We start from the raw sequence: 11,300 nt of genomic DNA on the forward strand, positions 1-11,300 counted from the left end.
GCACGGACAAAGCTCCGCGAACCGGCCGGTCCATTCACTCGGGAGGGAAGTACCACCATGAAGAGAGAGACGATACCGTCGCTGCCGCGCCTGTTGCCGCTGGCCCTGTTGCCGCTGCTGGCGGTCGCGGGCGCGGCCAGCGCGCAGACCACGTTCGACGTGATCGGTCCGCGCGAGTACGAACTGCCGGTCGGCTTCGAGCCGTTCAACGTGTTCGTGCAGTACGCCACGTACCAGGACAACGCGCGCGTGTTCGATGCCGACGGCGACCGCGTCGATGGTTCGGGCAGCAAGGCGCTGACCGGCCTGTCCAAGTACGTGCGCTTCTGGACGCCGGAATCGAACAAGAAGATCGGCGTGGCCTGGGAAGTGATCGTGCCCGAGGTCGCCATCCGCAACCGGCGCGCCCCGGAAGGCGACCGCCACATCAGCGGCATCGGCGATCCGCTGACCGGCTTCGCCATCTGGTACAAGCCCAGCGAGAAGGCCACGCTCGGCTTCCAGTCGTTCGTGCAGATCCCCACCGGCACCGAGCGCGTCAGCGACACCAACTGGAAGAACCTGTCGAGCTTCTTCTGGGACTGGCGGATGGGCGACAAGTTCGGCTGGACCGGCGATGCCGGTTTCGTCTGGCAGAGCCGCCGCGACAACGGCATCCAGCCCGGCCTGTCGCTGCACACCAACAACCGCTTCGCCTACCGCGCGTCGCAGCGGTTGGAGCCGTTCCTGGCGCTCGACGCCGAACACACCGAAGCCAACGACGGCCTGCCGACCGGCTGGGCGATCGATGGCGGCGCCGGCCTGATGGTGCACACGTTCGACAACCAGTCGATCACGTTGCGCTACTCGACCTCGCTCGACGGCAAGAACCACAGCGTCAACGACAGTTTCAACCTGAAGTACGCCTACGTGTGGTGATCGCCGCCGGTGGCGCGCCGTTCCCCATGGACGGCGCGCCCGCAAGGACAACGCAAGCAAAGGAAACCCCATGACACAGACCTACCAGAACTACATCGATGGCGCGTTCGTCGCCGGCGGCGGCGCGACCGTCGACGTCACCAATCCCGCCGACGGTGCGCTGCTCGCGCGCATTCCCGACAGCGATGCCGCGACCGTCGACGCCGCCGTGTCCGCCGCACGGCGCGCGCAGCCGGCGTGGGAGAAGCTGGCGCCGATCGAACGTGCCGGCTACCTGCGCAAGATCTCCGCCAAGCTGCGCGAGCACCGCAAGGACCTTGCCGGCGTGATCGTCCGCGAGCAGGGCAAGATCCAGCAGCTGGCGCAGGTCGAAGTCGACTTCACCGCCGACTACATCGACTACATGGCCGAGTGGGCGCGCCGCCTGGAAGGCGAGATCCTCACCAGCGACCGCGCCAACGAGAACATCTTCCTGTTCCGCAAGCCGATCGGCGTGGTCGCCGGCATCCTGCCGTGGAACTTTCCGTTCTTCCTGATCGCCCGCAAGCTGGCGCCCGCGCTGATCACCGGCAACACCATCGTGATCAAGCCGAGCGAGGAAACGCCGATCAATGCGTACGAGTTCGCGAAACTCGTCGCCGAGACCGACCTGCCGAAGGGTGTGTTCAACCTGGTCGGCGGCCTCGGCCGCAGCACCGGCCAGGCGCTGGTCGAGCACCCGCAGGTCGACCTGATCACCTTCACCGGCAGCGTGGCCACCGGCAGCCGCATCATGCAGACGGCCGGACGCAACCTGACGCGCGTGAACCTGGAACTCGGCGGCAAGGCGCCGGCCATCGTGCTGGCCGATGCCGATCTCGACCTGGCGGCGAAGGCGATCTATGACTCGCGCGTCATCAACACCGGACAGGTCTGCAACTGCGCCGAGCGCGTCTATGTCGAGCGCGGCGCGCACGAAGCGCTGGTCGAGCGGCTGGTGAAGCTGTTCCGCGATACGAAGTACGGCGATCCGTCCGAACACGACGACCTGCAGATGGGCCCGCTGGTGAACCAGGCCGGCCTGGACAAGGTGTCGGCGGCGGTGGAGCAGGCCAAGCGCGACGGCGCGACCATCGTCACCGGCGGCAAGCCGGCCGACCTGGGCAAGGGCTTCCACTACGAGCCGACGCTGATCGTCGATGCGCGCGCCGACATGGCGATCATGCGCGAGGAGACGTTCGGCCCGGTGCTGCCGATCCAGGTGGTCGACAGCCTCGACGAGGCCATCGCGCTGTCCAACGACTCCGAATACGGGCTGACGTCGTCGATCTTCACCCGCGACATCAACGCGGCGATGAAGGCCGCGCGCGAGCTGCGCTTCGGCGAGACGTACATCAACCGCGAGCATTTCGAAGCCATGCAGGGCTTCCATGCGGGCCGGCGCAAGTCCGGCATCGGCGGCGCCGACGGCAAGCACGGCCTGCTCGAGTTCACCGAGACCCACGTGGTCTACCTGCAGACGCCCTGAAGAAGAGAACAGCCACGATGAGCGAAGCGAAAGAACAGGGCGGGTGCGCGTGCGCATGCGCCGGACATCCCGACGACAGCGGACGACGCAGCATGATGACCGGCGCACTTGCGCTGGCCGCACTGGCGCCGTTGGCCGCGGTCAGTGGTGGTGCGCAGGCGCAGGCGGCCACACCGGCCGCCACGCGCAGCCCGAAGCCCGAGCCGGGCGACAAGCTGGCCTTCATGATCGGACCGAAGGCGGGCAAGGAAGTGAAGCCCGCCGACATCGAAGCCGGCAAGCCACCGGTACTCGCGTATCCGATGGATCCGGCCACCGGCAAGGTGCTGATCTCGAAAGCCAACCTGCTGACGGTGGTACGGCTGAAACCTGCCGACCTGAAGCCGACCAGCGCCCGCAACGCCGCCGACGGCATCGTCGTGTTCTCGTCGCTGTGCACGCACTACGGCTGTCCCATCACCACGCTGCACCCGAGCCAGACGCAGATCGTCTGCAACTGCCATGGCTCGGTGTTCGACGCGGCCAACCGCGGCGCTGTCACCACCGGACCGGCCACGCGCCGGCTCGCGATGCTGCCGGTGACGATCAAGGACGGCGCGCTGGTGGTCAGCGGCAAGTTCGACGGACCGCTCGGCCCGCCGACCACCTGACCCGCACGCAATTCCACATCCACGTTCCTTTTGCACCACACACCAACGCTTCACCCGGGAGGAGACCCATGCACCTGAAACTGATCACGGCCGCGCTTGTCGCGTCCCTCGCTTCGGCCCCGCTCGCCGCGGCCGATTACCAACCCGTCACCGACGCGCGCCTGGCCAAGCAGGAGCCGGCGAACTGGCTGCTGACCAAGGGCAACTACGCCGGCTGGAGCTACAGCGAACTCGACCAGGTCACCACGGCCAACGTCGCCAAGCTGCGGCCGGTGTGGTCCGCCGCCACCGGCGTGAACTCCGGCCATGAGGCGCCCGCCATCGTCAACGGCGACTACATGTTCGTCGCCACGCCGCACAACCAGGTGATCGCCTACGACACGCGCACCGGCAAGGTCCGCTGGAAGTTCGTGCGCGAAGTGCCGGAAGGCCTGGGCGCGCTCCACCGCACCAACCGCGGCGTGTCGCTGTACGGCGACAAGGTGTACGTCGGCAGCATCGACTGCATGCTCAGCGCGCTGGACGCCAAGACCGGCACGCTGGTGTGGGAGGCGCAGGTCTGCGACTGGGAACAGGACAGCGCCTACATCACGTCTGCGCCGCTGGTGGTCAAGGGCAAGGTGCTGATCGGGCCGTCCGGTGGCGAGTTCGGCGTGCGCGGTTTCCTCAAGGCCTTCGATGCCGAAACCGGCAAGCTGGCCTGGACGCGCTACAGCGTGCCGGGGCCGGGCGAGAAGGGCTTCGAGACGTGGCCGCAGGACGGCGAGTGGAAGGACGCGTGGAAGAACGGTGGCGGCACCATGTGGATGCCGGGCAACTACGACGCCACCAACAACGTCATCTACTGGGGCGTCGGCAACGGTGCACCGTGGCTGGGTGACCAGCGGCCCGGCGACAACCTGTATCTCGCCTCGGTGCTCGCGCTGGATCCGGAGAGCGGCGACATCGTCAGCCACTTCCAGTACCACTGGAACGATTCGTGGGACTGGGCCGGCATGAACGCGCCGACGCTGGTGGAGTTCAACCGCAACGGCAAGAAGGTGTCGGGCCTGATCAGCGCGCAGCGCAATGGCCGCCTGTACTGGCTGGACCGCGACGACAAGGGCCGGATCACCTACAACAAGTCCGAGCCGTACGTGCACAACACGGTGTTCACCAGCATCGATCCGAAGACCGGCCGTCCGACCTACAACGAAGAGGCCAAGCCGGCCACGGGCAAGACGCGCACCTACTGCCCCAGCCTGTGGGGCGGCAAGGACTGGCCGTACGAGGCGTACAACCCGAAGACCGGCATGCTGTACATCCCGTACAACGACAACCACTGCCTGACGCTGACCGGCATGATCCAGCCGCGCATCCCGGGCCAGTGGTCGGCGGGCGTGGACATCAATCGCCTCGACCTGTCGGTGAAGAAGGACTTCGACCACATCGGCGGCATCCAGGCGTGGAGCGTGGACGGCGGCAAGGAAGTGTGGCGCGAGAAGTACCCGCACTCGTGGAACTGGGGCTCGATCATGACCACGGCCGGCGGCGTGCTGTTTGCCGGTGGCACCAACGACCGCATGTTCCGTGCGTATGACGCCAAGACGGGCAAGCTGCTGTGGGAGTTCCCCACGCCGTCCGGCATCATCGCGCCGCCCAGCACCTTTACCGTCGACGGCAAGCAGTACATCGCCGTGGTGTCCGGCTGGGGCGTGGACGCGCAATGGATCCAGGGCAAGATGCACGGCCTGGCGGGATGGGAGAAGGCGGTGCCGGAAGGCGGCTCGGTGTGGGTGTTCGCCCTGGGCGACTGATCCGCGCATCCGCGCTTCATCGCTGCGCGACCCCGAAGACGGGGTCGCGCAGTGCGCTTACCACGTTCCAGGAATTGATCCCCCATGTCACCGAAATCCGTACTTCCCTGTCTCGTCGTTGCCGTGCTCGCCCTGCTGCCGCTGCACGCCGCAGCCAGGACCTGCAACGTCGCCATCGGCAGCAACGATGCGATGCAGTTCGACAAGCAGGAGATCCGCATCGCCGCCGACTGCACGCAGGTGAAACTGACGCTGCGGCATACTGGCGCCCTTCCCGCCGAGGTGATGGGCCACAACTGGGTGCTGACGACCACCGCCAATCTCGAAGCGCTCGCCACCGCGGCCGGCAAGCTTCCCGCCAGCAGCGACCATGTACCGAAGGGCGACGCGCGCGTGCTGGCGGCCAGCAAGGTGGTGGGCGGCGGACAGTCGACCACCTTCACCTTCTCAACGCCGGCGCTGCGCAAGGGCGGCGACTACACGTTCTTCTGCTCGGTGCCGGGCCACTGGATGATGATGCAAGGCAAGCTGGTGTTCGGATGATCCGGGCATGCGCATGAGGTCGCGGGTAACTCCGCTGCTCGGCGCTGCGTTGCTGGCGCCAGGTGCGATCGCCGCGCCCGTGGGCGAGCCGGCGGCGCCGATGGAAACGCTGGATCGCGTGGTCGTCACCGCGACGCGGCTGGAGACGGTGGACGGCTTCGACGCGCCGGCATCGACCAGCGTGGTCGCACTCGGCGAGGGCGGCGCGCGTCCGCAGGCGGCCTTGTCGGAAGTGCTGGACGGGATTCCCGGGGTACTGGCACGCGAACGGCAGAACCTTGCGCAGGACACGCAGCTGTCGATCCGTGGCTTCGGTGCGCGCTCGACCTTCGGCGTGCGCGGCCTGCGGCTGTACGCCGATGGCGTGCCGGCGACGATGCCGGACGGGCAGGGACAGGTCTCGCACGTCACCATGCTCGCGGCGGACCGCGTCGAGGTGCTGCGCGGTCCGTTCTCGGCGCTGCACGGCAACTCGTCCGGCGGCGTGATCCAGGTGTGGAGCGATATCCCCGATGAGGGACACGAGGCACGCGTGCAGGCCAGCGTGGCCAGCCACGACAGCAGCGTGATCGGTGCGCGCCTGCGTGGCGTCGGCGAGGTGCTGGGCTACAGCGTGGCGGCATCCGTGCTGGATACGCAGGGCTACCGCGACCACAGCGCGGCGCGGCGCGAGTCGCTGAACGCCAAGCTGCGGTTCCGTCCCGGTGCCGGCACGCTGGACCTGCTGCTCAACCATTTCAATGCGCCCGATGCCAAGGATCCCCTGGGCCTGACGCGTGCGCAGGCGTGGGACGATCCCAGCCAGGCATCGCCGGTCGCGACCCAGTACGACACGCGCAAGTCGGTCCGCCAGGACCAGCTGGGCGCGGTCTACGAATGGCCGTTCGCGGAAGGTCATCGCCTGCGTGCGCTGGCTTATGGCGGACGGCGCGAGGTGGAGCAGTACCTGGCGCTGCCGATCGCGGCGCAGGCCAACCGGCTGAACTCCGGGGGCGTGATCGATCTCGACAACGACTACGGCGGCGCCGACCTGCGCTGGTCGTGGACCGGCGATCTCGCCGGGCGACCGTTCGAACTGAGTGCGGGCACCAATGCGGACCGCCAGCGCCAGCATCGCCGCGGCTACGAGAACTTCGTCGGCACGACGCTGGGTGTGCGTGGCGCGCTGCGCCGCGACGAGCGCAACCAGGTGTGGAACGTGGACCAGTACGCGCAGGCGTGGTGGCGCGTCGCGCCGCGCTGGTCGCTGCTGATGGGCGCGCGCCACAGCCGGGTCGGATTCCGCTCGGACGATGACTACATCGCGACCGGCAATCCCGACGACAGCGGCCGCGTGGTCTACGAGCGCACGACGCCGGTGGCCGGCGTGGTGTTCGCGCCGGCGGACGGGTGGCGCGTGTACGCGTCGGTCGGCCGCGGCTTCGAAACGCCGACCTTCAACGAGGTCGGCTACCGCGCCGACGGCGGTGCCGGGCTGGCCTTCGACCTGCGACCGGCGACTACGCGCAATGCCGAGCTGGGCATGAAGTGGCGCGGCGGGCACGGCGCGCGCGTCGAAGCTGCGCTGTTCCGTGCCGATACCGACGACGAACTGGCGGTCGCGCGCAATGTCGGCGGCCGCAGCAGCTTCCGCAATGTCGGCGCCGCCCGCCGGCAGGGCGTGGAGATGCAGGCCGACCTGCCGTTGTCGGAGGCTTGGCACCTGCAGGCCACCTACACCTGGCTGGATGCGACGTTCCGCGACAGCTTTCCGATCTGTACCGCGAGCGGTTGTACGTCGCCCGTCGTGCAGGTGGCGGCCGGCACGCGCATTCCCGGTGTCGCACGGCAGCAGGCGTCGCTGCGGCTGCGCTGGCAGGGCACGCACTGGAACGCGGCGGCGCAGCTGCTCGGCGTCGGCGATGTCACCGTGAACGACACCGGCAGCGAACGCGCGCCCGGCTACGGCCTGCTCAATCTGGAAGTCGCGCGCGACTGGTCGGCGGGCAGCGGACGCCTGCAAGGGTTCGCGCGCATCGACAACGCGCTGGACCGCTTCCACATCGGCTCGGTCATCGTCAACGAAGGCAACGGGCGCTTCTACGAGCCCGGCGCGGACCGCACGTTCACGGTCGGCCTGCGCTGGCTGTGGGCGGACGGCTGAAGCGCGTTTCCTTCAGCGTGGCGGAACGTCTTTCGCAGGACGGCGGGACGCGACGTACTGCATGATGTCGATGAAGGGCGCCACCCAGTAGATATCCGGATGCGCGGCGAGATGGCGCAGCAACTGTTCATGCGCCTCGTTGGACACCGCCAGGTGGTCGCCGCCGATGCCGTGGAAGGTGAAGTTGGCCATGGTGCCGCGGCGTGCGGCCTCTTCCACGCGTGCGATCAGCTGTTCGCCGGTGACGTCCACCGGCACATCGACCGGTACGGCGGCGGGATCGAGCGTGGCCATGTTGGCGACCACGCCGCCGGCCCCCAACTTGATCGCCACGAACTCCGGGGCGACGGCGTCGACATAGTTGCCGTCGCTCGCCTGCGTGTCGCCGCAGGGCACGGTCATGGTGCGCGCGGTGCGGCCGTCCAGCGCCATGAGCATCGTGTTTGCCAGCCGAATCTGGTCGGCCATCTGCGCGACGGTGAGGCTGTCGAGGTTGCGATGTGCCTCGACCCAGTCGCGGTCGGGAAGCGAGGCCGAGCACTGGTGGAACAGGCTGTGGTTGCCGAGTTCGTGGCCGTTGCGCGCGGCGGCGACCCATTCCCGCTGGCGCGTGCGCAGCGTGTCGGAGGCCAGCGTCAGGTAGAAGCTGCCCTTCAGGCCATGGCGGTCGAGCGCGGGTATCGCATTGTCGAGCTGCGACGGCGCGGCGTCGTCGTAGGCGAGGCTGACGGCCGCTTTGCGGCCTTCCGGCCACGGGAACGGTTCGGCCGCCTGCACCGTGCCGGCGACGGTCGCCAGCAGCAGCAGGGCGAAACGCCGTGCGCCGCGCATGCCTATTGCACCAGTGTCTGGATGGCGCGAGCAGGAATTTTCACCACCGCCGAGGCCTGGCCGACATAGAAGTTGTAGGCGATCTCCTTGTCGGTCGGGTTCATCACCACCGTCGCGAGGCGTCCGTCGGGATTGACGAAGGCGGTGGCCAGCAGCGTGCTGCGGCTGCTCGCGGTGCTGACGCGGCGTGCCTCGGGCCGGATGAACTTCGAGAAGTGGCCGATGTAGTAATAGCTGGGCGTGTAGATCAGCTCGCCCGTGCGCGTGTCGGCATGCAGCGGTGCGAAGCAGTAGTTGCCGACGTGGTTCGGGCCACCCTTCTCGTCGAGCAGCATGTTCCAGTCGGTCCAGCCGACGGCGCCGTTGTTGAAGTCGTTGATCATCGACGTGCCGTAGCGTTCGGCGTTCGGCCAGTGCTGGTAGCGCGCGGGATCGAACTTCTCCACCGCCGCCTCGGTCAGCAGCACCGGCTTGTCGGGGAAGGCTTCCGTCACTGCGGCGACGTTGCGGAACATCGGATCGAAGCCGGCCCAGGTCTCGTACCAGTGGAAGCCCAGGCCCCACGCGTACTTCGCCGCTTCCGGATCGCCCAGGATCACCTGCGCGCGGTACAGCATCATGTCGCGGTTGTGGTCCCACACGATGATCTTCTTGTCGGCGTAGCCGGCGGCATGCATGGTCGGGCCGAGGTGCAGCTTGAGGAAGTCGCGCTCCTCTTCGGCCGTGTACAGCATCGATTCCCAGGTCTGCGTGGCCATCGGCTCGTTCTGCACCGTGATGCCCCAGATCGGAATGCCTTCCTTCTCGTAGGCCTGGATGAACTTCACGTAGTAGTTCGCCCACGCATCGCGGTACTCGGGCAGCAGCGCGCCGCCCTTCAGCATGTGCTGGTTGGTCTTCATGAAGGCCGGCGCGCTCCACGGACTGGCGTACAGCGGCAACGCACCACCGGCGGCGGCGATGGCCTGCTTGATCATCGGGATGCGCGCGGTGCGGTCGTGTTCGATGGAGAAGGTGGCGAGGTCCTTGTCGCCTTCCTCGATGTAGGTATAGCTGGCCGAACTGAAGTCGGAACTGTGGATCGTGGTGCGCAAAATCGAGTAACCGATGCCGTCCTGCTTGTCGTAGTAGGCACGCATGAATTCGGCGCGCTTCTCCGGCGACAGCGTGGCGTAGACCTCCGCGCTGGAGTCGGTGATCGCGCCACCGATGCCGAGCAGGGCCTGGTGCTGCTTCGACGGGTCGACGAAGATCGAGTTCTCCACCTCGGTCAGCGTGTGGCCCGGCTTCAGCGTGGCGGTGCCGGTGCGCGCCAGCCGCTGGATGCTGTCCTGCGCGGTGGTGTAGATGGTGACCGTCGCCGATGCGTCGGCGGCGTCCGCGGAGGGCGCTGCGCTCATCGACAGGGCCAGCATGGCGGCGGCGAACAGGGGGGTATGGCGCATGGGAAGGCTCCTCGTGGGCGCGGCAAGGCGTCCCGCGATACACGCGGGCGATGTCCAGACACAGTAGTTGACAGCGCTGTCATACAGTTGCTACATCTCGCTGTCAACCGGACGCGAGGGGCATGCGCGCCGGTGCGTCGCGCGGCCTGTCGTTGCGTGCGGTGCGACACGGAACGTGTTGCCGTGCAGCATGGAGGATGCGTCGCCGATGCCGGTCATGGCGGCGACGATACCCAGTTGCGCTGGGCGCTGTCAGAATCCGGCCTCGTTGCCGGAAGGGATGGACGAAGTGGAGCGGGAACCGTCTTATGCGTAGTCGGATCGAGGATGTCGCCGCCGCCGCCGGCGTTTCGATGAAGACCGTGTCGCGCGTGCTCAACAACGAGCCCAACGTGCGCGATGAGATGCGCCAGCGCGTGATGGCGGCGGTCGAGAAACTGCAGTACCGGCCCAACCTGTCCGCACGCAGCCTCGCCGGGCAGCGCTCGTACGTCGTCGCGCTGGTCTACAACAATCCGTCGCGCAACTACCTGATGGAAATCCAGAGCGGCATGCTCGACGCCTGCCGCGATCACCACTACAACCTGGTTCTCGCTCCAGTGGGGTCGCCGAAGCAGCGCAAGGCCGAAGACCTCAAGGTGGTGTTCGAGCACTTCGCGCCGGATGGCGTGGTGCTGATCCCGCCGCTGACGGACGATCCGGCGGTGCTCGAGTTCCTCGAGCAGCACGAGGTGCCGTATGCCTCGATCGCGCCCAAGCATCCGGAGGGCCGGATCGGCGTGATGATGGACGAGACCGCGGCCGTGCTGGAGCTTATGGCGGGGCTGGTGGCGCAGGGCCATCGCCGCATCGCGCACATCAAGGGCCCGCCCGCGCACGGTGCCTGCCAGTGGCGTTACAAGGGCTACCGCGATGCGCTGAAGAAGGCGGGGCTGGAGTACGACGCCGACCTGGTGGTGCAGGGCGCCTTCTCGTTCGAATCCGGCATCGCGGCCGGCGACGCGCTACTCGATCTCAAACAGCCGCCGACCGCGATTTTCGCGGCCAACGACGACATGGCGGCGGGTGTGATCCGTGCAGCGTGCGAGCGCGGGCTCGCGGTGCCGCGCGATATCTCGGTGTGCGGGTTCGACGATACGCCGATCGCGCGCCACATCTATCCGGCGCTCACGACCGTGCGCCAGCCCACGTCGGAAATGGGGAAGCTCGCAACCTTGCAGTTGCTCGCACGCATCCGGACCGCTGATGCCGGCAGCATGGTGCACGTGGAGCACGAAGTGCTGTTCCGCGAATCCACCCAGGCTCCCAAGGGTCGCTGATTCGCGCGTACGCCGTCGTCCGCGGACGCGATCTCCGTCGTGGCGGATGCCATACCAATAGAAAACCTTACGTGTAGTCGGCCGAAGAATTTCTCGTGATGTCGTATTCCATCGACAGTCGAGAAAACGGTTTCAGTTGCGCCGCAGC

The 11,300-nt window shown here is 67.5% G+C and carries 9 protein-coding genes; 7 read left to right on the forward strand and 2 right to left on the reverse strand.

What is annotated here, in order from left to right:
* The first annotated feature begins 57 nt into the window (after window positions 1-57).
* The 6 genes from ACGHX3_RS02345 (at window position 58) to ACGHX3_RS02370 (ending at window position 7,557) form a co-directional block, all read left to right on the forward strand.
* Window positions 58-918, forward strand: coding sequence for a transporter (locus ACGHX3_RS02345; protein WP_394696265.1), 861 nt, complete (start codon window positions 58-60; stop codon window positions 916-918).
* Window positions 919-988: 70 nt separating this feature from the next.
* Window positions 989-2,425: an aldehyde dehydrogenase gene (gene aldA / locus ACGHX3_RS02350; protein ID WP_394696266.1), complete on the forward strand. Its 1,437-nt coding sequence runs from the start codon at window positions 989-991 to the stop codon at window positions 2,423-2,425.
* 17 nt (window positions 2,426-2,442) lie between these two features.
* Window positions 2,443-3,075: a ubiquinol-cytochrome c reductase iron-sulfur subunit gene (locus tag ACGHX3_RS02355; protein ID WP_394696267.1), complete on the forward strand. Its 633-nt coding sequence runs from the start codon at window positions 2,443-2,445 to the stop codon at window positions 3,073-3,075.
* A 68-nt stretch (window positions 3,076-3,143) separates the two neighbouring features.
* Window positions 3,144-4,871 (forward strand): PQQ-dependent dehydrogenase, methanol/ethanol family, encoded by a 1,728-nt coding sequence (locus tag ACGHX3_RS02360; protein WP_394696268.1) that lies wholly within the window; start codon window positions 3,144-3,146, stop codon window positions 4,869-4,871.
* 84 nt (window positions 4,872-4,955) lie between these two features.
* Entirely contained in the window at window positions 4,956-5,414 is a 459-nt protein-coding gene (gene azu / locus ACGHX3_RS02365; protein WP_394696269.1) for an azurin, read from the forward strand.
* A gap of 13 nt (window positions 5,415-5,427) precedes the next feature.
* Entirely contained in the window at window positions 5,428-7,557 is a 2,130-nt protein-coding gene (locus tag ACGHX3_RS02370; RefSeq protein WP_394696270.1) for a TonB-dependent receptor family protein, read from the forward strand.
* Between the two features lie 12 nt (window positions 7,558-7,569).
* Here ACGHX3_RS02370 and ACGHX3_RS02375 read toward each other — a convergent pair whose 3' ends face one another.
* Window positions 7,570-8,388 (reverse strand): polysaccharide deacetylase family protein, encoded by an 819-nt coding sequence (locus ACGHX3_RS02375; RefSeq protein WP_394696271.1) that lies wholly within the window; start codon window positions 8,386-8,388, stop codon window positions 7,570-7,572.
* A gap of 2 nt (window positions 8,389-8,390) precedes the next feature.
* The gene (locus ACGHX3_RS02380; RefSeq protein ID WP_394696272.1) at window positions 8,391-9,833 is read right to left on the reverse strand and encodes a glycoside hydrolase family 30 beta sandwich domain-containing protein; all 1,443 of its coding nucleotides are present in this window, start codon (window positions 9,831-9,833) and stop codon (window positions 8,391-8,393) included.
* A 308-nt stretch (window positions 9,834-10,141) separates the two neighbouring features.
* Between ACGHX3_RS02380 and ACGHX3_RS02385 the strand changes: the two genes are divergently transcribed.
* Window positions 10,142-11,152, forward strand: coding sequence for a LacI family DNA-binding transcriptional regulator (locus ACGHX3_RS02385; RefSeq protein ID WP_162337189.1), 1,011 nt, complete (start codon window positions 10,142-10,144; stop codon window positions 11,150-11,152).
* Window positions 11,153-11,300 lie beyond the last annotated feature (148 nt).

It is taken from the genome of Pseudoxanthomonas japonensis (assembly GCF_043632995.1).
GTDB lineage: Bacteria > Pseudomonadota > Gammaproteobacteria > Xanthomonadales > Xanthomonadaceae > Pseudoxanthomonas_A > Pseudoxanthomonas_A japonensis.

Coding starts and splice junctions, on each gene's coding strand:
- ACGHX3_RS02345 (WP_394696265.1), top strand. CDS start 58: ATGAAGAGAGAGACGATACCGTCGCTGCCGCGCCTGTTGCCGCTGGCC.
- ACGHX3_RS02375 (WP_394696271.1), bottom strand. CDS start 8,388: ATGCGCGGCGCACGGCGTTTCGCCCTGCTGCTGCTGGCGACCGTCGCC.
- ACGHX3_RS02385 (WP_162337189.1), top strand. CDS start 10,142: ATGCGTAGTCGGATCGAGGATGTCGCCGCCGCCGCCGGCGTTTCGATG.
- azu (WP_394696269.1), top strand. CDS start 4,956: ATGTCACCGAAATCCGTACTTCCCTGTCTCGTCGTTGCCGTGCTCGCC.
- ACGHX3_RS02380 (WP_394696272.1), bottom strand. CDS start 9,833: ATGCGCCATACCCCCCTGTTCGCCGCCGCCATGCTGGCCCTGTCGATG.
- aldA (WP_394696266.1), top strand. CDS start 989: ATGACACAGACCTACCAGAACTACATCGATGGCGCGTTCGTCGCCGGC.
- ACGHX3_RS02355 (WP_394696267.1), top strand. CDS start 2,443: ATGAGCGAAGCGAAAGAACAGGGCGGGTGCGCGTGCGCATGCGCCGGA.
- ACGHX3_RS02360 (WP_394696268.1), top strand. CDS start 3,144: ATGCACCTGAAACTGATCACGGCCGCGCTTGTCGCGTCCCTCGCTTCG.
- ACGHX3_RS02370 (WP_394696270.1), top strand. CDS start 5,428: ATGAGGTCGCGGGTAACTCCGCTGCTCGGCGCTGCGTTGCTGGCGCCA.